Raw genomic sequence first — 23,466 nt, forward strand, 5'->3', positions numbered from 1 at the left:
TTAACAGGTTTCAAGTGGGATGATCATGAATCATCAATGAAGGTGGTACCGCGGAAGCACAAACTTTCGTCCTTTGCATACAAAGGATGGAAGTTTTTTTGCATTAAAAAGAGTAAAATTAAGGAAGTGGACGTCTTGTCAACACGAATCGTCATTAAAATCGGAAGCAGCTCTCTAACTGGAGTGGAAGGTGGCTTGAATCGGGAAGCCATCGCTTATTTTGCCCGGGAAATCAGCTTGCTACGTGCAAAAGGTCATGAAGTGCTGCTGGTTACATCAGGTGCAGTAGCCGCCGGATTCAGAGAGATTGGGTACCCGTTTCGCCCTAAGCTACTACATGAAAAGCAAGCGGCAGCGGCTGTTGGCCAAGCCCTTCTCATGCAGGCCTATGAGCAGGCTTTTAAAGATTTTGACCTAGTGATCGCGCAGGTTCTACTGACCCGTAGTGACTTTTTGAGCCGCAAACGGATGAATAATGCCGGAATGACTGTAGAAGAATTGCTGCGCCAGCAGGTTATCCCGATCTTCAACGAAAATGATACTGTATCGATTGACGAATTGAAATTCGGCGATAATGATATGCTGTCCGCGCTGGTTGCCAATCTGGTCAAAGCTCAGCATCTGATTATCATTACGGACACCGATGGCGTATATACGGCAGATCCGCGCAAGCATCCGAATGCCGTACGTTTTGAACGTATCGAAGAAATTACAGAGGAGATTTATGCATTAGCTGGAGGTTCTGGATCGTCTGTAGGTACTGGCGGCATGCGATCCAAGATCGAAGCTGCCAAAGTCGCTACACGCGGCGGTGTGCCTGTATATGTGGGACGTGTAAGCTCGAATGGCGATCTAGACGCAGCCGTCGAAGGACGCGGACCGGGAACTTATTTTGACACTCACCTCTCTTCACTTCCGATGAAAAAACAGTGGCTTGGATTTATGTCCACCCCTCTGGGCGCGGTGCATGTAGACGAAGGGGCCGAGGAAGCGTTGGTTCACGGAGGACACAGTCTACTTCCGGTTGGCGTACGACGTGTCGAAGGCAGCTTTCATGCCGGAGATGTCGTTGAGGTGCTCGGACCGGAAAATAAAGTGTTAGGACGCGGCATCGTCAATTATGACGATGAACAGCTCCGAATTGTACAAGGATTATCCAGCGGCGAGGTTGTGGGCAAAATCGGTCCCATTCACCGGCTTGAGGTGATCCACAGGGATGAATGGATTACATTATGTATGTAGGGAGGCCGTAACATGAGTGATTTAACGACTAACACAGCTACAACCGAGGAAAATCAGTTTAGCGAAGTACGAACCAAAGCCAATCTTGCCAAAAAAAGTGCCGGGGTCATGAACCGCCTGACTACAGCACAGAAAAACGAAGCATTGCTTGCTATGGCTGAAGCTCTAGTAAATCATACTGAAGAGCTGATTGCAGCAAACCATAATGACCTGAAACATGGACGGGAACAGGGAACATCCGAGTCGCTGCTCGACCGCCTCAAGCTGACCGAGGACCGAATCGGAGCTATTGCCGAAGGATTACGCCAAATTGTGGCACTGCCTGACCCGGTCGGCGACACCCTTGAGCAAATTGAACGTCCAAACGGTCTGAGAATTGAGAAGATACGTGTGCCGCTGGGTGTCATCGGCATTATATATGAAGCGCGTCCAAATGTAACCGTGGATGCCGCGGGCCTGTGCTTGAAAACAGGCAATCCGGTTGTGCTACGCGGTGGTTCGGCCGCCCTCTTCTCCAACCGCAAGATTATCGAAGTACTCCAGCAGGCACTAGACGCAACAGCTGTGCCACGCGAGGCGCTTCAACTTATTGAAGATTCAGACCGTGCCTCGGTCAACGAAATGCTCACCTTGAACGGCTTGCTGGATGTAATTATTCCACGCGGCGGGCGTTCACTCATTCAAAATGTTGTTCAGAACGCTACCGTACCTGTCATCGAAACCGGAGCTGGTGTATGCCATACCTTTTTGGACGCTACAGCGGATGCAGCAATGGCCGAAGCGATTACACTGAATGCCAAGGTGCAAAGACCGTCCGTGTGTAACTCGATGGAAACATTGCTCGTACACTCGGATTATGCAAAAGCACACTTAACAGGATTGGCAGAACGCTTTCGTGATGCGGGGGTTGAGCTACGCGGCTGTGCACGCACACGAGAATTGGCCCCTTGGGCTATTCCTGTTACAGAAGAGGATTACGGCACCGAGTATAATGATTACATTATGAACATCAAGGTCGTAAACAATTTGGACGAAGTACTGGAGCATATTGCCCGTTACGGTACGATGCATTCTGAGTGTATTGTCACCGAGGACAAAGCCCATGTCGAGCGTTTTCTGCAAGAAGTGGACGCGGCAGCCGTGTATCACAATGCATCCACTCGCTTCACGGATGGCTTCGAGTTTGGGTTTGGTGCCGAGATCGGAATCAGCACACAAAAATTACATGCCCGCGGCCCAATGGGATTGCCTGCCTTGACTTCAACCAAATATCGCGTGTACGGTACTGGACAAATCAGGGAATAATAACATAAATCAATCTGTATCCTTGGAGGTTATGAATCTATGTGTGAATCACAAACAAAGGTTTTAATTAATGAGCAAATTACATTTTTCGGGGCAGGATCAATGGCAGAGGCTATTATTCGCGGAATGACGGCTCGTTCTGTCGTCAAACGTAGTGGTATTACCGTCATCAACCGCAGTAATCAGGCTCGCCTTGAGGAACTTCAAAAGCAATATGGAGTCTTGTTCCAAACCGAGGATGCCGCCAAAACCGAGCTTCTGCGTCGTTCTCCGGTCATTGTGCTTGCCATGAAGCCCAAGGATGCTGCACAAGCACTTGGGCAACTCGGCCCACTTCTGTCTGATGAGCAGCTGATTATTTCGGTAATCGCAGGATTGTCCATTCGTACGATGCAAACGTTGCTGGGTCGCAAGCAGCCGATCGCACGGACGATGCCCAATACATCCAGCTCAATTGGGCTGGGAGCCACAGGCATTAGCTTTTCCAAGGAAATCAGCGAAAACCAGCGTAAAAACGTGCTTACGATGTTCGAATCTGTAGGTACGGTAACGGTTATAGAAGAAGAGAAAATGGATGTTTTGACCGGGATATCTGGAAGCGGCCCTGCTTATGTCTACTACCTGATGGAAGCCATGATTGCCGGGGGAATCCGTGGTGGCTTGACCCCTGAGCAAGCGCACGAACTAACGGTGCAAACCGCGCTTGGAGCGGCACGCATGGTGCAGCAAACCGGAGAGGAGCCTTCTGCCCTTCGCCACAAAATCATGTCTCCTAATGGCTCTACGGTAGCTGCATTGGAAATGCTGGACAAAGGTGACTTCTACGAAACGGTGATTGCGGCGGTGCAGCGGTGCGCTGAACGATCCCGCGAGATGGGAGCTGTACTTAAGGAGGGAATTGAATGAGCTATTGCTTGGCGACCTACCGGGTATACGATGACAAAGCCGATTTTAACCAAAAGGCCCAATCTATTGCCATCGGCATGACGGTGGGCAGCTGGACTGAGCTCCCGCAAGCCAAACGGGACGCGATGCAAAAGCATCTTGGCTCGGTTCATTCTGTGGATATTTACGATGGAGGTCCCGGTGAACGGTACGCGGACCTGACCATCGCTTACCCGGATGTCAACTTCAGCCAAGACATTCCCGCTCTGCTGGTCACAGTCTTCGGCAAAATTTCGATGGACGGCCGAATTAAGCTAACGAAGCTGGGTTTCTCGGAAGCATTCCGCTCTGCTTTTCCAGGACCGAAATTCGGTATCAGCGGCTTGCGCGAACAGCTTGGCGTGTATGATCGTCCCCTGCTCATGAGCATTTTCAAATCTGTAATTGGCCTCAATTTGGACGAACTTCGTGAACAGTTTACCCGGCAGGCTCTCGGTGGCGTTGATCTGATCAAGGACGACGAGATCTTGTTTGAAAACGCGCTGACGCCGATTGAAAAACGTGTCGAAGCCTGCATCAAAGCCGCCGAAGCGGCTGAGCGTGAAACTGGTAAAAAGCTGCTGTATGCCGCTAATTTAACGGGGCCGACCTCGCAGCTTAAGACGCAAGCTCTCAAGGCCATTGATGCGGGTGCCAACGCGTTACTGTTTAACGTGTTGGCCTACGGTTACGATGTGCTACATGAACTTAGTAGCGATCCTGCCGTCTCGGTGCCGATTGCAGCCCATCCTTCGTTGGCGGGAGCTGCTTATCCATCGCCGCATTATGGTATTTCGGCGTCCGTCCTACTCGGTCAGCTTATGCGGCTGGCTGGCGCTGACCTCGTCCTCTTCCCTTCTCCCTACGGCTCAGTGACGATGCCGCGTGAGGAAAACATGGCGATCCGCGATGAGCTGATCACCCCTGATCTACCGCTGAAGGCCAGTATGCCGGTCCCTTCCGCAGGGATTCACCCGGGCCTCGTGCCGTTAATTGTACGTGACTTTGGTACTGACGTTGTTGTCAACGCTGGGGGCGGGATTCACGGTCATCCGCTGGGTACAGAAGCTGGTGGGCGCGCCTTTGTGCAGGCGATTGAAGCGGTACAGCAAAATGTCCCTCTGGCAGAATACGCCCGTACTCACCCCGAGCTGCAATCTGCGCTCGACACATGGGGAGGTGAACGATGAGCACAGCGAAGAAGCCCGTCATTTTTTGCGATTTTGACGGGACAATTACGAACAGCGACAATATTGTCGCCATTATGAAGCATTTTCAACCTACAAGCTGTGAGCCCATCATGCATCAGATCGTAAATGGGCATACATCCATTCGTGAAGGCGTAGGTGCGATGTTTGCCCTCATGCCTTCGGAGCAAAAGGACGAAATTATCTCATATGTACTTGGACAAGCTGGTATACGCGAGGGCTTTGCACGCTTTTTGGGCTATGTACGAGAGCAGCAGATTCAATTTTTCGTCACCAGTGGCGGCATTGATTTTTTTATTGATCCATTGCTAAAACCCTTCGATATTCCACACGACCACGTCTATTGCAACGGAGCGGATTTTTCCGAGGATCGCATCCAGATTACTTGGCCGCATCCATGTGAGGAACCGTGTACAAATGATTGTGGCATGTGTAAAACGACTGTGATTCGTCAATACCCTTCCGAACAATACGAACGGATTTTGATCGGCGACAGCCTGACCGATTTTGAAGGAGCTAAAATTGCCGATCTTGTGTACTCCCGTTCGCATCTGACTTTAAAGTGTCAAGAGCTTGGCGTACCACATGTACCCTTTGAAACATTTGATGACATTATCGAGGATTTAAAGCAAAAACAGGAGCAAGGGGTGCTGTAAATGAGTTTTAACTTGGCAGACATTTCATTGGAAGAAAAACGCCGCGCACTTGAAGAACTCGCTGATGTCAAAGAACTATTCGCATCTCGCAACTGGTTCCCAGGCACGAGCGGCAATTTGTCGATCCGAATTGGTGACTTTCATCCCGAACAATTTTATTTTGCAGTCACCGCCAGCGGCAAGGATAAAACCAAGCGTACTCCGGAAGATTTTCTATTCGTAGACCAGTACGGAAAAGCGGCAGAAGCGACAAACCTCAAGCCAAGCGCAGAGACGCTTATACATTGTGAAATTTACCGCCTAACAGGCTGCGGAGCCGTTTTTCATGTGCATACCGTGTTTAACAATCTGATTTCCGAATATTACGGTGAGCAAGGCGCTGTACCTATCCAAGGTATTGAGCTGATCAAGGCTTTTAACATTTGGAAAGAAAATGCTGCCATTGATATTCCTGTGCTGCCTAATTACGCGGATATTGCCTCGATTGCCAAGCTCGTACCTGGTGTGCTGAATGATCAGGTGCCTGGAATTTTATTGCGTAACCACGGCATTTATGCGTGGGGCCGTGATGTATTTGAGGCTAAAAAGCATTTGGAGGCGTTTGAATTTTTGTTTGAAACGACCTATCGCTCCCTGCTGCTGAAAACTTTGAAGTAAATAAACTCATAAATATCAAAGATGCGTATCCTTATTTGTAAAAGTGGTCATTGAATATCGAGAACGGAGCCTAAGCGATAGCACAGGAACGTTCTCTTTTTTTATAATAAGGGTATTTCTATTCTACTAGCGACATAAAAGGAAATATGATGAATAAGAATCCTCCTGATATAATTTTGGATATGCTGTAAAAAAACGCCCCCTATTGGGGACGCTCCAGCGTGAATTGCTCTCCTAGCTTCGCATAGTTGTTCCCAGCCAAACGACTTACTGGACGCAACTCCTTAGCAATCACATACGTATTTTGATACGCTTCCTCGGACAAATGATACTGCACTACGCGTCCGATTAACAGATCACAGGCAGGTGTGTCCTCCTGACCTCCCAACGGTATAACCTGTTCCAGAATACATTCCATACGTATTCTCGCTTCTGCCACACCGGGAACTTCGATTTTTGTACTTTTGACCGGGGTAAGGCCTGCCAGTGTAACCTCACTCTCCTGCGGCAACAGACGGGAAGCCGTCACATTCACCGCTCCCACATTGTCCTCGTCTGTGATATGTACGACAAAAGCCTTATGCTCCATCGCATTACGTGCTGTATCTTTGGGTACTCCATCAACACGTTGTACGGATACAGACAGCAGTGGCGGTTCAGAAGCTACGATGGAAAAATAACTGAACGGCGCACCATTCAGCACCCCTTCGCTGCTCAAAGTCGTTACAAAGGCTACCGGCCTTGGGATGATACTTCCGGTCAACAGCTTATAATTTTCACGCCCTGTAAGCGTGTCAGGATTCAACGAAATCATTTTTCTCCCTCATTTCCGATTACAATCGCTATTCGACTGCACATCATCAAGTTTCGCCTGATAAGCAAATGCACCATTAGTTAGCGACATGGATGACATCTCAGGCTTCCCTTTCAGTATCGCGTGAATGATACGAAATGTAAAGTTGGAGCCGGAAGATCTCCCTATTTTTCAATTATATTTCCTCGGCTATCGCGCACAGTAACCGTAATTCCCTCAGGTACAGCAATCGTAACATCAAGCTGCTGCTGAGTCTGCATAAACCGTGTCGGAATTTGACCCAGTAATACATACAAGGTATCGCCGATTTGCTTGGTCTGATATAAATCTTGCCCCTTTATTTCGTCCTCTTTGCCTGTGTATACATAACTCCCGAACACATGCACCTCCGGTGAGGTGGTTGCATCAATTTTGACCGCATAAGGATCTTCTCCCTGTACAATCACCTTGGTCACTCCGGCAGGCAGTTTTTCATGCCAGTCTGGGAGAAGCCTTGTTTCCTGAACCGAACTCATTATTTCTCTGACTTGCGGAGTGATCCCCAATGAACTGACCAAGGCAAATCCGATACAGCAAAAAACCAATACCGCCGTAATAAACATACTGAATAAATCATAACGAATGCGCTCACGCGTCCCTTTCCAAGCAGTATACATTAAAATTTCCAACCCCAGCAAAACAAAAACGACAGGCCACCAGGTCAAAGCCTGGTCCAGTATGCCCGCTCCCCAAAACTTGGAGGCAAACGTTATGCCCCCCAGCAGGACGAGGAAAAGTCCCATTGACAGCCTTCCGACTTTCCACACCCCTGCCGGAGCGTTTGACGCTTTAGAGGAACTGTTTTTGTTAGACGATGTACCAAATATACCTGTGGAGCCTCCTCCATCGCTATGAGGATGATGGGCTCCCTTAAAGGGAGCCTCACTCTTTGAAAACTCAGTATCCATTCTATTGCTTCTCCTTTACTCGTTTAGATTTGGAATTCCCAATCATCATCCAAATACCACCGCCAATCAACAATAAGGATACGATAATCGTCCGTAGATACATGTCAACCAAATTATAAATCTCTCCATTCGGAAACAGACGATCCAGAGTAGGAACTAGTACGTTGATTAAGATGTAATAGGCGCCCAGCAATAGCAACCCCAAGCCTACCCAGCGGTGATATTGTGCAAACATACCGATCACAGGCTTGTCGATCAGCGGCTCCCGTCCATAACGGCTTACTTGCTGCAACGCATCAAAAAAGCTGTAAAACCAAACCACCGGAATCAGGAACAAAAAGAGTGAAAGATATAGCACGTCCAGTACATAGATGCCTCCTAAAAACAGAAGCATAAGCTGGAGTCCACGCTTTTGCAAACCGATATACATATGTCCAGCACCGGGAAATACCGATAAAATGGTAGCCAGCATTTTACTCCGCCGTCCCTCGACTCTTCCATGCTCCAGTTCCTCAAACAAAGTCCGGTCCTGAAGCATTTCTCCCGCTTGTTTGCGATGTACATGCTGCACCGCATCAAACATGCAATACAGCCAAATGATCGGCAGCACGCCCGCAAACGCCAAAAATCCGGATTCGTTTGTAATGCTGGTAATAAAAACGAGGATCGCTCCAAAGCCAAAGAAAGATAGCAGAAAAGACAAACCACGCTGCATCAGCCCCAAATGAAGGTGTCCCAATCCAGGAATGAACGACAGCAAAATCGTAAAAAAGCGTTCATTCTCCGATCCTTTTTGAAAAGCAGGTGATCCTGCCATACCATAGTGTCCTTGTTGATAATGGTTATAGCCCGGGCCATATCCCATTCCTGCTCCCGGTGCATCCACATCCGCGTCTGTTGCCCCCTCCGGTACCTCTCCCGTTGAACCAGCATGTCCATAAGGCCCACTTTGCGAGTAATAACCATATGGATTGGGTCCTGCATGTGGGGGATATGGAACAGCAGCTGCACGAGGATCATAACGTAATAAGCTAATAATGATATGCAGCATACTCAGCCCCCAAAAAAGAGCGGCAACAAACATACTGGCCAATAAAGGTAATTCGTCTCTTGAAATCACTGAAAAAAATAATCCTCCCGCCAGACATCCGAAAAACAAAATGGTGTATACAAACGCATTGGCTTTTCTGGTCCAGTAATAGTGACCCACACCGGGAATGATGTTCAATAGAAATGCCAAGAGCTTGCTTCTTTCCGTATAAGGCATCGCTACACTTCCTTTCTATTTATGGGATTTTGATAAAGTCCCCATTTGAAGGTTGTTGTTTGAGTTTTTTCATCTCAGCCTTTATCCGATGATTTAGGGCTTTAATTTATCGAGCCAGGTTGTTGTAGCTCGCATGACCTCTTCACTGTAAGAAACGCGTTCTTTTGGAGGAATCGGCTTTCCATCTGTTTGCGGCATCATTTTGTCAAAGGCTCCACTGGACAATAAGATCAACGTTAGGCTTGCGGCGACAACGTAGTGAAACACAGGTTTTTCAAACCAGCGGCGTTTTTTAAACAGAACTTGATTCGGTTCAGCTTCTATCTCGGGAAGAACGGCCATTACCTGATCTGTGAAGCGCTCCGTATCCATCCAGGCAGAATAATCTTTCATAGTTGACTCCAGTTGCTCCAGTGCGACAAGATATAGCATCAGCGCCTGTTCGTCTTCCAGCAGGAGCTTTTCCAGCCGGGCAGACTCCTCTATCGTGCAAGTTCCTGCAATGTAAGCATGCCAGTCATTCGATTTCCCTTCAATCCACGGTTTATCCTGTTGGTCAGTCATTGCCATTCCTCCTCCTTCCAGTGGTTTCGAATCCATAGCCGCGCCCGATAGAGCCTCGACTCTACTGTTTTTAAAGCTACCTGCGTCTCTTCTGCAATTTGGTCGTAGGTTTTGCCCTGCATATAATAGGCTTGAATAATATCCCGATGTTGCTGGGGCAACTGGGCGATTTTTTGCGATAGTTCTTCAATTTGCTCCTCGCGAATGAGACGAGCCAGCACATCCTCATCCCGGGAAGGGAGCTGTACAAGGGATTGTGCGACGTCTATAAGCTCTGCGGGTCGTCTGTCCTGTTTGCGCTTAATATCCAGCGCTTTGTGGAGCGCAATTCGGCTCAGCCACGTTTTAAAACCTTCGTTCCGGTACTGGGGGAGAGACTTGTACACCTGAACGAATGCCTCCTGCGCGGCATCTTCTGCTTCCTTGCTGTCATGCAGTACCGAATAGGCGACATGAAATACATGCTTGCTGTACAGCTCTACGATCTCACGGAACGCCTGCCGGTCACCGGACCGTATTCGTTCAATGATTCTCTCTATATCAATGACGCTCTCCCCCTTCCCAATACTATAGACGCCAGGAAATTTCCTTCCCCTGCATATTTCAAAAAAATATTTAAAAAGGACACACCCTCCTGACGGAATGGTGTGTCCTCTATCATTAAAGCCTATTTACTCGCTTTCATTTCGGCTTAGTTCACGCGCACAGGCGATATTCCAGATTGTTCTCATTGCACATTAGCCAATTTGCAGTGACAACCTCGATACATAAGTCTACTGCTTAGCCTAAAAGGCTTAGACCGATATATCAATTGCGTCCGCCACCACGGAATCGCTGGGCGTATTCTTTGGCATCCTGTGCATTACGAACACGGTTTCGGCTCCACTCCAGCAAAATACGGTCTATATACCGGAAATGTACCTTCCCTGCAAATACCGCTTCCTTCAAAGCCAGCAAAATCAGCTCCTCGGGATACCGATCCTGATCCACCCAGCTGGTGATCGTCTCGTATTCCATCGGTGACAATGGTCGCCCGAATTCTTTCTCAAAAATCGTAAACAAATTCCGTTCTTCTGTAAGCGGGGATTCTGCTATTCCATTCAGTAAATCCGGCTTTCCGGCAAACAAAATGTCATCTTCATCGTGCTGCTCGTTACGCTCAGCGATCATACATTCTGCCAACTTACGATACAGCCCCGTCAAATTGTAACGTTCGAATTGTACGGATGAGCTGCGGTCTTCTACGGAATCGATTCTCAAAAATCCTTCTTTCATGAGCTTACTGAAATAGAGTGCGATTTCGTTCGCAGTACATCCGATGCGGGTCTGCAATTGTTCCCATGTCGGAAATTCATTACGTTCCGCTTGTTTAAAGGCAAGCAACTGCATCAGTAGCAGCATTTCACCATCTGTCAGCCGAAGTGTCCGATAATGCTTGAGCAGGGCATAGGGAATCTGGACCATTCCGGCTTCCATAGCAAAGGCTACTCCCTCCGCCCATTCTGCCGCTGATGTCTTGTCGAATGATCCGGTCATCGGTTACGGATACAAACGATACAGCATACGTGGGAACGGAATCGTTTCACGTACATGATCGAGTCCACAAATCCATGCTACTGTACGCTCCAGGCCCAGTCCAAAGCCGGAATGCGGAACGGTACCATAGGTGCGCAGATCCATATACCATTGGTAGGCTTCACGAGCCAAGTTATGCTCGTTAAAACGTTCTTCCATCAATGCTGGATCATCAATCCGTTGGGAACCCCCGATAATTTCACCATAGCCTTCAGGAGCGATCATATCGGCACACAGAACAACCTCTGGACGGGTTGGGTCTGGTTTCATATAGAATGCCTTAATGTGAGTTGGCCAATGTGTAATGAACACAGGTTTGTTATATCTTTCAGCAATCGCCGTTTCATGAGGAGCACCAAAGTCTTCGCCCCATGGGATATCGAAACCTTCACCTTGAAGGAAGGCAATCGCCTCATCATACGTAATACGTGGAAATTCGCCTTGAATTTGCTCCAGCTTCGAAACATCGCGTCCGATTGTTTCAAGCTCCTTCGCACAGTTTTTCAGAACAGATTGCACGATATGGCTTACAAACTGCTCCTGAACGCGCAAGGATTCTTCATGATCCACAAAAGCCATCTCAGGCTCGATCATCCAGAACTCAATCAGGTGACGACGTGTTTTGGACTTTTCCGCACGGAAAGTTGGACCAAAGGAATACACTTTGCCCAGCGCCATTGCCGCGGCTTCCATATACAACTGTCCGCTTTGTGTCAAATACGCATCTTCATCAAAATATTTAATGTGGAACAACTCTGTTGTACCTTCTGCAGAGGAAGGAGTCAAAATAGGTGGGTCCACCTTCGTAAAGCCGTTGCCGTTAAAGAATTCCTGTACAGCACGGATAATTTCCGCCCGTACGATCAGAACAGCACGTTGCTTGGCGGAACGCAGCCACAAGTGACGATGATCCATCAGGAAATCTACACCATGCTCTTTGGGTGTAATCGGGTAGTTTTCGGTCAAATGAATAATTTCAATGCCTGTAACCGTTAATTCAAAGCCCGATTGGCTACGCGGTTCTTCACGCACCACTCCAGTAACGTAAAGGGAGCTCTCTTGAGTCAAGGATTTGGCGTCATTCCAAATATCCTCGGACACTTCGCTTTTCACGATAACCCCTTGAATATACCCGCTACCATCGCGCAGTTGCAGGAACTGAATTTTACCACTAGATCGTTTATTGTTTACCCAAGCGCCGATTGTAACCGTTTCCCCTACATGGCGGCCCACTTGGGCAATCGTACTTTTATTCGTCATGACCGTCTCTCTCCTCTTAACCGAAAATCAAACAGCCCTTCCCCCTGGGTCAGGCTGTTTGCTCTCGCTGTTTGGTGCATGCGGAACTCAAACAATAGTCCGCATGCATAAAGTTTACACTTTCGAACCGAACTACTGAACCAGACGGAACGTGTCGCGGGCAATAACCAGTTCTTCGTTCGTTGGAATGATCAGTACTTCTACCTTTGAATTTGCAGTTGTAATCCGACGAGGCTCGCCAGAACGAATAGCATTCAACGATTCATCCAGCTCGATACCGAGGAATGTCAATTGCTCCAACACTCTCTTACGCAGAACGATGGAGTTCTCGCCTACACCTGCTGTAAATGCAATTACGTCTACCCCGTTCATTGCGGCAGCATACGATCCAATGTATTTGCGCAGACGGTATTCATACATTTCGAATGCCAATGTAGAATTAGCTTCGCCTTTTTCCATACCTTCTGTGATTTCACGCATGTCACTGCTGATACCAGAGATAGCTAAAAGTCCACTATGCTTGTTCAACATGGAATTGACTTCATTGACAGTCAATTCTTCTTTGTTCATGACATAAGGTACGATTGCTGGGTCCAAATCACCACTACGAGTACCCATCATAAGACCTTCCAAGGGAGTCATACCCATGGAAGTATCAACAGACAAACCGCCTTGAACTGCTGTTACACTACCACCATTACCGATATGACAAGTGATAATCTTCAGGTCTTCCAAAGGACGACCAAGGAATTTGGCGGCTTCCTTACTTACAAAATCATGGGAAGTGCCGTGGGCACCGTAACGACGAACCTTATACTTATTGTACAACACTCTTGGAATGGCGTACATATAAGCTTTTTCAGGCATCGTTTGATGGAACGAGGTATCAAATACCACAACCTGTGGTACATCTGGCATATTCAATTCAGCCGCTTTAATCCCCATCATGGAAGCAGGGTTATGCAGTGGCGCCAGGTCAAACAAGCGACGGATTTCACTCTTCGCTTCAGGCGTTACAACTGCTGACTGTTTGAAGATTTCGCCTCCATGAACCACACGATGGCCCACAGCCTGAATTTCACTAGTACTGGAGATTACACCATGTTCAGCATCTGTGAGTACGTTCAGCACTTTACGGATGGCTGTAGTATGTTCCAAAATCTCGCTAACTTCAGTGTATTCTTCTTTATTGGTTGGCTTATGCGTCAGAATGGAGGAATCCATACCGATGCGCTCTACCAATCCTTTTGCCAGAACGGACTCGTCCGTCATATCATACAATTGGTATTTCAGGGAAGAACTCCCTGCATTGATTACGAGAATTTTCATATCCGGTCACCATCCTTGTCGTACTTAAAGAAGCCTTCGCCCGATTTCACGCCCAGATTACCTGCACGCACCATTTTCTTCAGTACGATGGACGGACGATATTTCAATTCGCCGAATTCACGGAACATACGCTCCAGAGCAGCCAAAACGGAATCCAGACCAAAGCGGTCAGCCATTTCCAAAGGGCCGCTTTGGAAGTTATATCCGATTCGCATAGCGTCATCGATATCATCAGCGGAAGCCACGCCTTCTTGAAGTACATGGGCCGCTTCGTTAATCAGCAGACAGATAATCCGGCTTGTTACGAATCCAGGAGATTCATAAATCATGACTCCTTTTTTCTCCACTATCTCTTCCACGAACATTTTAGTGTTTTCAAATGTATCGTCCGAAGTTTTCAAACCACGAATAATTTCTACAAGATCAATACGGGATACTGGATAAATAAAGTGCATACCAATAACACGCTCAGGATACTTGGTCGAGCTAGCAAGCTCGGTCAGGCTCAGCGTGGATGTATTACTTGCAAGAATAATATTGCTTGGACACACATGGTCTAGCTCTTGGAACACTGCTTTCTTCTCGTCCAGATTCTCTGTAATAGTCTCAATGACCATATCACAGCTGCCGAGCTCCGCTAAATGGATTACTTTTTGAATACGGGATAAGATCAATTTTTTCTCAGCTTGAGTAATTGCCCACTTTTCCAGTTGTTTGTCCAGACTCGTTTCAATCATATTGTAGGCGTAGTCTAGTTTCTCTGGTGTCTGCTCTACCAGCAGCACATCGATTCCTTTGGACGCGAGCATTTCAGAAATCCCCTGTCCCATGGTGCCGCCGCCGATGACGCCGATTTTTTTAAATTGCATGATTCTTTACTCCACCCTTTCCTGGTCACTCTCATATATTGTATCCTTCTTTGTCGAAAAATACATGTTTATGTCCCAATAGATAATAATATCTTAGCACGGACTAAAAGTAAAAAAAAATAACCAGCATAAAAAATTATGCTGGTAATAAAGCATTTTCACTAAATTGACATCTAAATTGGTCTCCAGACAGAGTTTCTTCCTTCATCAGGATGTCAAGTGAGTTGTCGAACACAGGACGATGCTTTTCCAGCAGCTCCAAAGTTCGGGTATGCAGGTCAGCCATAATCTCGCCATTTTCCCGCATGAGTTCTTCTTTGGTTACCATTTCCATGTTAATAATGCCAAGTGAAGTCAAACCGGAAGTCATCATCGTATGAACGATGTTCAGCGCCTGCTCAAAATCATTACTTGAGCCAGTACTGCGACCGCCATAGTACATTTCTTCCGCCGTAGCCCCTGCGAGCGAGATCATAATTTGCTCCTCCAGGAACTGCTTGGTGTATAAATAATGCTCTTGCTGTGGATTGTGGCGCACATAGCCAAGCGCTTTCCCACGTGGGCTAAGTGCTACCTGGCTTACGCTACCGGGACGAACAATTTCGGCCATAATAGCATGTCCTAGTTCATGAATCGCTACACGTTTTTTCTCTTCCAAGGTCGATTCTCGGTCTGTCTTTTCACCCATCATCACTTTGTCAATCGCCATCGACAGATGCTTCTGCGCAATCATTTTCTGATCCTGTCTCATCGCATAGATTGCCGCTTCATTCATCACGCTCTCCAGCTGTGCGCCGGAAAACCCGTAAGATTCCTCAGCAATTTTGTCCAGATTTGCATCTTCCTGAATCGGTTTGTTTTTGGCATGAATTTTTAGAATATGAAGACGGCCCTTCTTGTCAGGCAGATCCACTTGAATATGACGATCAAAACGCCCTGGACGCGTTAAGGCGCTGTCCAGCATTTCTTTACGGTTTGTTGCCGCAATGATCAAAATCCGCGGTGTATCTGCGGAATAAATACCATCCATTTCTGTCAGTAACTGATTCAAAGTCTGATCATATTCTCGTTGCTGTCCACCCTCACGTTTACCACCAATTACATCGATTTCGTCAATAAAAATAATTGCATTTTCCTTCTTTTCCTTGGCTGCACGAGTACGCGCCTCCCGAAACAACTCACGGACACGACCCGCTCCAACACCAACGTACATTTCAACAAATTCACTACCTGAGGCTGCAACAAATACAGAATTAGTGTAGTGTGCCGCTGCCTTCGCCATCAGCGTTTTTCCTGTTCCCGGAGGACCAGTGAGCAAAACGCCTTTTAATGGACGGATACCAAACTTGGAAATTTCATCATGTCGATTCAAAAAATCCAGGGCCTCGCGCAGTTCCTGCTTAGCGCTTTCTTGCCCACCGATTTCCTCAAAAGTCAGCTTGTCCGGACCATTTTTTTTACGTTTACGCTCTTGCCCAGCACCTACGGCCAAACCGCCACGCGCATGCATGAGCATTAACAAGCCGCTGAACATCACGCCAGCAACCAGAAGAGGGATAATATTTACCCCAATAAAAACGAGAAATATAATGGTTACCGGCACAATGCCGATTAATATTTCCTTAATCCATCTAGGCATTAGGCCATACCCCCATTTGCTGAGATTGACGTGGCAAAACGATAAACTTGGTCGCTTTACCTTCGCTGAGTCGGATATAGACATTGTTCGAATCCATGTCGGTATCAGCTTTGATACCCGTCTTTTTCTTTTTCATCTGCTCAACTGTAGATGAAATTTGAGTATACTTTTTATTTTCCATCGCTTCGGCCACAGGAAACATAGCCTCAGACCACCATTGATTCAGTGCTGAATTGGAACGATCTGCGATATCCAACTTAATGGTGCGGCTGCCAATGATGGATTGTCCTTTTTGCTTAACCACATCGACCAATCTGGCCACATCCGCCTGCGGTTTGAGATCTAGTTTCAATACAACCTGATCCTGTTTAATATCTATTTGAGCGCTTGTCACGCCTGGATATTGAGATACCAGTTTTTCCAGAGGACTTTGCATTGTAACCTGACGGTAAATGAACCATCCCCCAAATAGCAGCAAAGCTGCCAAAACTGCCGCCACAACGATAGGAACTACACGCAATTTCAAACAACATCCTCCTCTCAAAATGTAAAACCCAGAAGAAACGGGACGAATGTCAACAAACAACCAAATTGCATGATCTTATAGTGATCAGCAATTCTTTTTTCTATCATTTTTGCCTATCACTTATAAAATATAGTATATCATAACGTATATCTAATATCGAAGGCAATGTGTGGAGGAGTTGTGATGAGGCAAAATCTTTGGTTATGGTGGAGGCGAGACGCTGCGTGTAGGATTTGATCTTACGATCGCTGTTGCCCGCCACAAAGATGAATTTGACCTAGGAGAGAAGATGGATAGGTAAAGATGCTTCACTGGCTTTCAGCCAGCTTTACGGCATAGCAAAACTAAAAGACGTAAATACGAATTTTGTCGTATTTACGTCTTTTTCTTGAGCTTTTAATCATTTACTAGTCATTCATTCCACATCTGCTAATCCTCAACCAGCTCAGTTATTGGGCAAAGTATATTTCACACCCGTCGCTACCCCATCTGAGAAACGATAAAAGGTGTAGTAATGATGACTTCCATCATCGTAAAACAACTGCCACACATATTCGCCATTGAACACACTCGGCTGAAGCCTTACAATTTTTGCACCTGGAAGCTGCTGCTGAATTATTGCCGTCATTTTTTGCTCATCGACTCCGTTCTTCAGCAACTCGGTGTGAACACCGCTATTATCTGCGACAGGTACGTTAGGTTGTCCTTCCACTTTTTGAAAAGGAACCCACACCATTATATTTTCATTCTGTGCATTTTTCCCTTGAACCACCCAATATACCTGATCCCACACAGACTTCCATGTTTGAGTCGTGCTAACCAGACCACCTGATTGCTTGGCCTTAATGATAGCGGCATTTTTCTCAGCCACCTGGTCTTGAGTAACATAGGAATAATACCAGAAAATGCTGACCAGGATCAGTATCACGGCCAAAATGGCGACCGCTATCCATTTTTTCTTATTTTTCAAACCTGTGCTTCCTCTCTAAGGGGATGTGACACCTAAATTAGCGCGACAGCAGCCCTTCAAAGGCGGCTTGTGCCTCATGTTTGATACGTTCCTCGTCCATAGTCAGGCATTCGCCGTTTTTCACAACCTGGCGACCGTCTACCCACACATGAGCCACGTCCTTGGCGCTTGCAGAGTATACCGCATGGGAAATAAGATCTGTACGCGGCAAGAAATGTGCCTGATTCAGATCCAACGCGATAAAGTCAGCCTTGTTGCCTGCTGCCAACGCTCCTACTTCTTTTAAACCAATCGACTTTGCACCGTATTCTGTTGCCAGACGCAGCGCTTCACTTGCAGGAACTGCCGTAGGGTCACCGGATACACCCTTGTGAATAAGTGCCGCCAGACGCATTTCCTCGAACATATCCAGGTTATTATTGCTGGCAGGACCATCCGTTCCGAGAGAAACAGTAACCCCTGCACGCAGCAATTCAGGCACTCTGGCCACACCACTTGCCAGCTTCAAGTTGCTACCCGGATTATGCGAAACCGCTACACCACGTTCAGCCAGTAAAGCTATTTCTTCGTCGTTCAAATGAACGCCATGGGCAACAAGCGAAGGACGGGAGAAAAAGCCAAGCTTATCTAAGTGTGCAACTGGACGCAAACCGTAGTCGCGTACGTTTTGCTCCACTTCGGCGATCGTCTCAGACATGTGCGTATGCAGTGGCAAGTCCAGATCATGCGCAGCTTGTACGAATTTTTCAATAAACGCAGGTGGACATGTGTATGGCGCGTGCGGAGACATCATCGTTGTAATACGCCCGTCTGCTTTACCATGCCAGTTACGCGCAAAAGTCACGGCCTCAGCCAGCTTGATTCGCTGTTCTTCTTCCGAGCAAAGTCCAATTGCTCCACGCATCAGACTTGCACGAATACCTGACTCTTCAGCTACACGAGCCACCTCATCCATATGATCGTACATATCCAGGAAGGTCGTTGTTCCACCTTTCAGCATTTCCAGCACAGACAAGGACGTACCCCAGTACACGTCCGTAGATGTAAACTTGGCTTCCATAGGCCACATTTTCTCCTGAAGCCATACTTGAAGTGCCAAGTCATCTCCATGCCCACGCAGCAGAGACATCGCCGCATGACCATGAGTATTAATCAGACCAGGTAAAAACAATAGCCCCTTACCATCGATCGCTTCCGTCTCTTCCTCACCCGCAGGCAAAGTTTCGCCAATATAAGTAATACGGCTATCCTCCACAATCATAAAACCATGGACTACCCCAGCTTCTGATCCATTTACGGCAAAAGAGCCGTTTTTAATCATCCATTTATTCACTGTCATATTGTGTTTCTTCCTTTCCGTCCTCCAAATAATAAGCGAGGCTAAGCAAATCAGTTGTAAAGTCTGTGGCATGAATCCGAATGTTGGCCGGTGCCTTGAGAGTAGTCGGTGCAAAGTTCAGGATCGCTCCAATTCCGCTCTCAATAAGCCTGTCAGCCACGTGCTGTGCTTCAAAATCAGGTACGGTAATAATCCCGATTCGAATGTTTTTTTCTTTCACAGTCGCTTCCAGTTCATCCATCGGTTGAACGACCAATGTATTGATCTTGGTCCCTACCTTATCCGGAAACGCATCAAATACTGCGACAATCTTCATATTGTCTTTTAAATAAGCGTTATAATTCGAAAGGGCTTGCCCCAGATTACCCGCACCGACCAATACGACATTAATTTGCTGGTCGATTTTCAGGATATGGCGTATTTTCTCAATTAAATAAGAAACATCATAACCGATACCCTTCCGACCAAAATCTCCAAAATAGGCGAGATCTTTACGGATTTGGGCCGGGTTCAAATCTAGCCTCTGTCCCAACTCTTGAGAAGAGACCGTAGCCACCTCCCGTTTGTGAAGTGCATTCAGATAACGTAAATATACGGGTAACCTCCGTACGACAGCCTCTGAAATTTTATCTGATTTCATACTTGCTCCCCCTAATTGTAACGAACATACTTAGTGTCCGTCCGTTATGCCTCTGTCTCCGGGGCGGATTGGAGCCATTCGGCGATGCGGGGCACCATTTGCTCCGATGGCATATGCTCCATTTTTGGTCCCGGTAACGAGTACAAAAAGTGCTTTCCGTAATAGGATTCGATCACACGCGTATCGTAAACGATAACGACCCCGTGGTCGCTCGCTGTACGTACTAACCGACCAAATCCCTGTTTGAAGCGAATGACCGCTTGTGGTACAGACAGCTTCATAAATGGATTCTTCTTCTGCTGCTGAAGCAGCTCGCTTTTTGCCTCCAGCAACGGGTGATTCGGCGGTTGAAACGGCAAGCGAACAATGGCCAGACAAGTCAGAGCCTTTCCTGGAATATCGACGCCTTCCCAGAAGCTGCTGGTTCCCAGCAATACAGAAGCTTTGGCTTCCTGAAAACGGCGGGTTAGCTTGCTGCGACTCCCACTGTCCACACCTTGTCCCAGCACAGTAATTTCGCTGGATGCTAAGGCCTCTTTGAGCGGCTCATACACTTGCCGGAGCATCCGATAGGAAGTAAACAGAACGAGCATTCTCCCCCGCGTCGCCTGAGCAGTCGCTCCTAGAGAGCTAACGAGCATATCTACAAAGTGTGCATCTCCTACACTGCCCTTCACGCTTGGGAAATCCCGTGGAATGACCAGCAACACCTGATCCCTGTAATTAAAGGGTGACGGGAGCTGCGAAGTCATCAGCCGCTCTTGATCTGCGGCCTCCTGCAAGCCGAGCTGATCGATCATGTACTGAAACGACTTATCTACCGATAAGGTAGCAGACGTCAGAATAATGCTTCTTTTTTTGTCAAAAAACATTTCTTTCAACTGGCGGCTCACATCGACGGGCACCGCATAAAATTGCAATGATTTACTACGGAATTGCCCACTCGCTTCGAGCCAGTATACGGTTGTTTCATCATCGAGTCGGATAAAAAAGCGCAAATTTTCTCGGATTCCCGCCAAATCCTTGAGCAGACCCGTGATATCTGTAATAAGGCTATCTGCCGCATAATCGTCATGTTCTTCCTTGACGTCCAGCATCAGCTTGTCGCCCTTACGCAAAATTTCGCTCATCGTTACATATAGCTGATTTTCCAAAGCCCCCGCCTGATCCCACTTTGCAGGCTTGGCCGAAGGTTTGAGACGGGAAGAAAACTGTCCTGTTTCACCCGGTGTCGCATCGCTTCGCTCTGGCAACATGCCAAACAGCTTGTCGCTTAGCAGGTCCCAAGTTTCCTTAACCTCTAACACGAGCGGATACATCTGGTCGATGGTTGAAGCCCAATCCGCCGACTTCTCGTGCCCCGATTTTGCCAACTGTTGACGAAGTGAAGGCAGTTGTCCATTCTTGCTGTCTTTGAACAGTCGCGTCAGTGTATGCACGAGTGTGAAATATTTCATATGCATACCTAGGTGCTTACCAGCTACTTCCTCCAGGTGATGGGCTTCATCAATCACCAGATGTTCATAGCTCGGCAACAACTGGTGACTGGCTTTGACGTCTGTGAACAACTTAGAGTGATTCGTAATAACGACATCCGCTATCCCTGCTTCATGGCGTGCACGATGATAATAACATTTGCGGAACCATGGACAAGAACGACCAAGACAGGACTCTGAATCACTCGCCACCGTTTCCCAGAAATCCCCTCCACGGTTGCTCAGATTCAGTTCTTCATCATCACCGGTTTCTGTTAGCGTCAACCAGACGATCATCTGAGCCGCTGTAATTAAGTCTTCCTTCGGTGTCGCGAAGTCTCTTCTGTTTATTTTATGTTCAAACTTACGCAGACACAAATAATGTCCCCGACCCTTGAAAATAGCAGCCCGGAACGGAAACGGAATCACCTTGGTCAGCATAGGAATGTCGCGCTCGCGTAATTGCTCCTGCAGGTTGATCGTATGTGTACTTACCATAACGCGCTGTCCTTTTTTTACACTGTGATACAGCGATGGGAGCAAATAACCGAGAGACTTTCCTGTTCCTGTACCTGCTTCGATCAGCAGATGCTTGTCTTCACTCAGTGCCTGATTTACACCCTCAATCATCTGTATCTGCGCCTCGCGCTCCTCATATTGGCTCAAGGATGAACGCAAATTGTCCCGCACATCATCCATGTACTCCTCAAAGGAAACACCTGAAAGTGGATTCGGGTCATCTTCTCTACGCGGTGCAGCTAGCTCCGTCCAATCTTCCACTTTTAGCGCAAGTTGACGAAAAAACTGATGTCCCTCCAAATCCTGAATAGGATCAAGCTCTTTCTCTTCACGCACCCCATCAAGAAACCATCCAAGGTCACTGTCTTCCTCTGCAAACAAATCACTAAGCCGCTGTATCGTTATCAGAGGTAATGCTTGAAGCTCACCCAGACACTTTAAAAACACCTCAGCCGTAGCCAACGCGTCGCTGTCTGCTTGGTGAGGGCGATCATGCGCCAGCCCGAACTCAGAAGACACAAAACCCAACTGATACGAAGATAGCGATGGAAACATAATTTTCAGAAAATCCATTGTATCCAAGATTCTTCCGCTAAACGGCAAATATCCGCACCGATCCAGAGCGTTTTGCAAAAAATTAAAATCAAACGCCACATTATGACCGACCAGCACAACATCGTCCAGCATAGGCACGAGCTCCATCATCATTTCTTCAAGTGCAGGAGCATCCTTGACGTCATCGTCTGTAATTCCGGTCAATCCAGTGATAAAAGGTGGAATAGATCTGCCAGGGTTCACATAAGAGCCGTAAACACGGGAAATGCTGTTATCATGATCTATAATTGCAAGTCCGACTTGAATGATGTCATCCGCGGACTGGGTGCCTGTCGTTTCAAAATCCAATACCGCAAATTTCATTCGGGCTTAATCCTTTCTTATGACACTTACAAAAATAATAACTCTATATATTAGCATAGCAGAAGATCGCCTGTTTGGAAATTAAGACAGCCAAAAAAGACGATGCACACGCCGCCTGAGGAGGTGGGCATGCATCGTCTTACTCGGTGTCTGACAACTACATCCAGGTCATCATGGAGCTGTCGTATCGAAGCATTTCGGTACCGGACAAACAGGCTTCCATATTGTGCAGCGGCTCGGGTAACGCAGGATCGAACTGATGTGCGAGAGCAAAACATTTTTGCGCCTCCTCTACGTCAGCCTGCTTTGCCAACAGACAGCCTAGCGCATTATAGATGACCGCCTTTAGTCCTGCCTGCTCAGTCAGGTCCAGCACCTTCTGAAAATGGCATACAGCCTCTGCTGGATCATCTAGTTGAAAATAGGCCATTCCCATATACATGCGACTCTGCCAGCTGTTCGGAAAATGCTGTAGTACCTGCTCAAATTGTTGGATCGCCTCAGGGTACATAAGTAATCGATAATACCCTTGCCCCCGATTAAAAGCTGGCAGCTCTTTTTCAGGCAGCTCAGTGTCAGACATATCGGTCTCTGCGGAAAATCCGGCCGCACGCAAGCAAACCATTTTTTCCTCAAAGGCCAGCCACTCATCCATAATTCCGTCACTCATTCTCCGCAGCAGACTCCAGTGCTGTAGCAGCTCCTGCCTGCGGGAGCCCTGGGCTGATGGGTAATGCTTCACGATATCATCTAACATGCTGTTCATTTCTGCGAATACATGCTGGAACATGTGCATCCCGCCCTTATGAAAGATGGATTAATA

General features: G+C 47.4%; 22 protein-coding genes. 6 read left to right on the plus strand and 16 right to left on the minus strand.

What is annotated here, in order from left to right:
* Positions 1–36: 36 nt before the first annotated feature.
* Genes proB through NSS66_RS08250 form a run of 6 tightly spaced genes read left to right on the plus strand, consistent with a single transcriptional unit; the run spans position 37 to position 5,992 of the window.
* Complete coding sequence (proB, locus tag NSS66_RS08225) at positions 37–1,242, plus strand: glutamate 5-kinase (RefSeq protein WP_069079753.1); 1,206 nt, start codon at positions 37–39, stop codon at positions 1,240–1,242.
* Positions 1,243–1,254: 12 nt separating this feature from the next.
* Positions 1,255–2,547, plus strand: a complete 1,293-nt coding sequence (locus NSS66_RS08230; RefSeq protein WP_028540661.1) for a glutamate-5-semialdehyde dehydrogenase — start codon at positions 1,255–1,257, stop codon at positions 2,545–2,547.
* Positions 2,548–2,586: 39 nt separating this feature from the next.
* On the plus strand, positions 2,587–3,453 hold the full coding sequence (gene proC / locus NSS66_RS08235; protein WP_023989119.1) for a pyrroline-5-carboxylate reductase: 867 nt from the start codon (positions 2,587–2,589) through the stop codon (positions 3,451–3,453).
* Complete coding sequence (locus NSS66_RS08240) at positions 3,450–4,661, plus strand: 2,3-diketo-5-methylthiopentyl-1-phosphate enolase (protein WP_028540659.1); 1,212 nt, start codon at positions 3,450–3,452, stop codon at positions 4,659–4,661. Before proC ends, NSS66_RS08240 begins: the two co-directional genes overlap by 4 nt.
* Positions 4,658–5,335, plus strand: a complete 678-nt coding sequence (locus tag NSS66_RS08245) for a 2-hydroxy-3-keto-5-methylthiopentenyl-1-phosphate phosphatase (RefSeq protein WP_069079754.1) — start codon at positions 4,658–4,660, stop codon at positions 5,333–5,335. The genes NSS66_RS08240 and NSS66_RS08245 overlap by 4 nt, the downstream gene beginning before the upstream one ends.
* On the plus strand, positions 5,336–5,992 hold the full coding sequence (locus NSS66_RS08250; RefSeq protein WP_023989122.1) for a methylthioribulose 1-phosphate dehydratase: 657 nt from the start codon (positions 5,336–5,338) through the stop codon (positions 5,990–5,992).
* Positions 5,993–6,194: 202 nt separating this feature from the next.
* Here the strand turns inward: NSS66_RS08250 and NSS66_RS08255 are convergent, their stop codons facing one another.
* The 16 genes from NSS66_RS08255 to NSS66_RS08330 form a co-directional block, all read right to left on the minus strand.
* The gene (locus tag NSS66_RS08255; RefSeq protein WP_069079755.1) at positions 6,195–6,806 is read right to left on the minus strand and encodes a flavin reductase family protein; all 612 of its coding nucleotides are present in this window, start codon (positions 6,804–6,806) and stop codon (positions 6,195–6,197) included.
* A gap of 164 nt (positions 6,807–6,970) precedes the next feature.
* Positions 6,971–7,753 carry a hypothetical protein gene (locus NSS66_RS08260; RefSeq protein ID WP_069079756.1) on the minus strand — a complete coding sequence of 261 codons (783 nt, stop codon included), beginning with the start codon at positions 7,751–7,753 and terminating at the stop codon, positions 6,971–6,973.
* A gap of 1 nt (position 7,754) precedes the next feature.
* The gene (locus NSS66_RS08265) at positions 7,755–9,020 is read right to left on the minus strand and encodes a multi-tm2 domain protein (protein WP_069079757.1); all 1,266 of its coding nucleotides are present in this window, start codon (positions 9,018–9,020) and stop codon (positions 7,755–7,757) included.
* 93 nt (positions 9,021–9,113) lie between these two features.
* Positions 9,114–9,584 carry a hypothetical protein gene (locus NSS66_RS08270; RefSeq protein ID WP_023989126.1) on the minus strand — a complete coding sequence of 157 codons (471 nt, stop codon included), beginning with the start codon at positions 9,582–9,584 and terminating at the stop codon, positions 9,114–9,116.
* Positions 9,581–10,255 carry an RNA polymerase sigma factor gene (locus tag NSS66_RS08275; protein WP_305954142.1) on the minus strand — a complete coding sequence of 225 codons (675 nt, stop codon included), beginning with the start codon at positions 10,253–10,255 and terminating at the stop codon, positions 9,581–9,583. The genes NSS66_RS08270 and NSS66_RS08275 overlap by 4 nt, the downstream gene beginning before the upstream one ends.
* A gap of 136 nt (positions 10,256–10,391) precedes the next feature.
* Positions 10,392–11,120, minus strand: coding sequence for a DnaD domain-containing protein (locus NSS66_RS08280; protein WP_069079758.1), 729 nt, complete (start codon positions 11,118–11,120; stop codon positions 10,392–10,394).
* Between the two features lie 3 nt (positions 11,121–11,123).
* A complete protein-coding gene (gene asnS / locus NSS66_RS08285) occupies positions 11,124–12,419 on the minus strand; it encodes an asparagine--tRNA ligase (protein WP_013310674.1) in 1,296 nt (431 codons plus the stop codon).
* A gap of 132 nt (positions 12,420–12,551) precedes the next feature.
* A complete protein-coding gene (locus NSS66_RS08290) occupies positions 12,552–13,748 on the minus strand; it encodes an acetate/propionate family kinase (protein WP_023989129.1) in 1,197 nt (398 codons plus the stop codon).
* The gene (locus NSS66_RS08295) at positions 13,745–14,617 is read right to left on the minus strand and encodes a 3-hydroxyacyl-CoA dehydrogenase family protein (protein WP_023989130.1); all 873 of its coding nucleotides are present in this window, start codon (positions 14,615–14,617) and stop codon (positions 13,745–13,747) included. Before NSS66_RS08295 ends, NSS66_RS08290 begins: the two co-directional genes overlap by 4 nt.
* A 136-nt stretch (positions 14,618–14,753) precedes the next feature.
* The gene (locus NSS66_RS08300) at positions 14,754–16,256 is read right to left on the minus strand and encodes an AAA family ATPase (RefSeq protein ID WP_069079759.1); all 1,503 of its coding nucleotides are present in this window, start codon (positions 16,254–16,256) and stop codon (positions 14,754–14,756) included.
* On the minus strand, positions 16,249–16,782 hold the full coding sequence (locus tag NSS66_RS08305) for a hypothetical protein (RefSeq protein ID WP_053325660.1): 534 nt from the start codon (positions 16,780–16,782) through the stop codon (positions 16,249–16,251). The genes NSS66_RS08300 and NSS66_RS08305 overlap by 8 nt, the downstream gene beginning before the upstream one ends.
* Positions 16,783–17,227: 445 nt before the next feature.
* Positions 17,228–17,752: a cell wall elongation regulator TseB-like domain-containing protein gene (locus NSS66_RS08310; RefSeq protein WP_069079760.1), complete on the minus strand. Its 525-nt coding sequence runs from the start codon at positions 17,750–17,752 to the stop codon at positions 17,228–17,230.
* Between the two features lie 37 nt (positions 17,753–17,789).
* Positions 17,790–19,091 carry an amidohydrolase gene (locus tag NSS66_RS08315; RefSeq protein WP_023989134.1) on the minus strand — a complete coding sequence of 434 codons (1,302 nt, stop codon included), beginning with the start codon at positions 19,089–19,091 and terminating at the stop codon, positions 17,790–17,792.
* Positions 19,078–19,731 carry a redox-sensing transcriptional repressor Rex gene (locus NSS66_RS08320; protein WP_013310684.1) on the minus strand — a complete coding sequence of 218 codons (654 nt, stop codon included), beginning with the start codon at positions 19,729–19,731 and terminating at the stop codon, positions 19,078–19,080. The genes NSS66_RS08315 and NSS66_RS08320 overlap by 14 nt, the downstream gene beginning before the upstream one ends.
* A 44-nt stretch (positions 19,732–19,775) precedes the next feature.
* Positions 19,776–22,643 (minus strand): ATP-dependent DNA helicase DinG, encoded by a 2,868-nt coding sequence (gene dinG, locus NSS66_RS08325; RefSeq protein WP_053325663.1) that lies wholly within the window; start codon positions 22,641–22,643, stop codon positions 19,776–19,778.
* 157 nt (positions 22,644–22,800) lie between these two features.
* Positions 22,801–23,433, minus strand: coding sequence for a tetratricopeptide repeat protein (locus NSS66_RS08330; RefSeq protein ID WP_023989137.1), 633 nt, complete (start codon positions 23,431–23,433; stop codon positions 22,801–22,803).
* Between the last annotated feature and the right edge of the window lie 33 nt (positions 23,434–23,466).

Origin of the sequence: Paenibacillus sp. FSL R10-2748, from assembly GCF_038005565.1 — a bacterium.
Taxonomy (GTDB): domain Bacteria; phylum Bacillota; class Bacilli; order Paenibacillales; family Paenibacillaceae; genus Paenibacillus; species Paenibacillus polymyxa_B.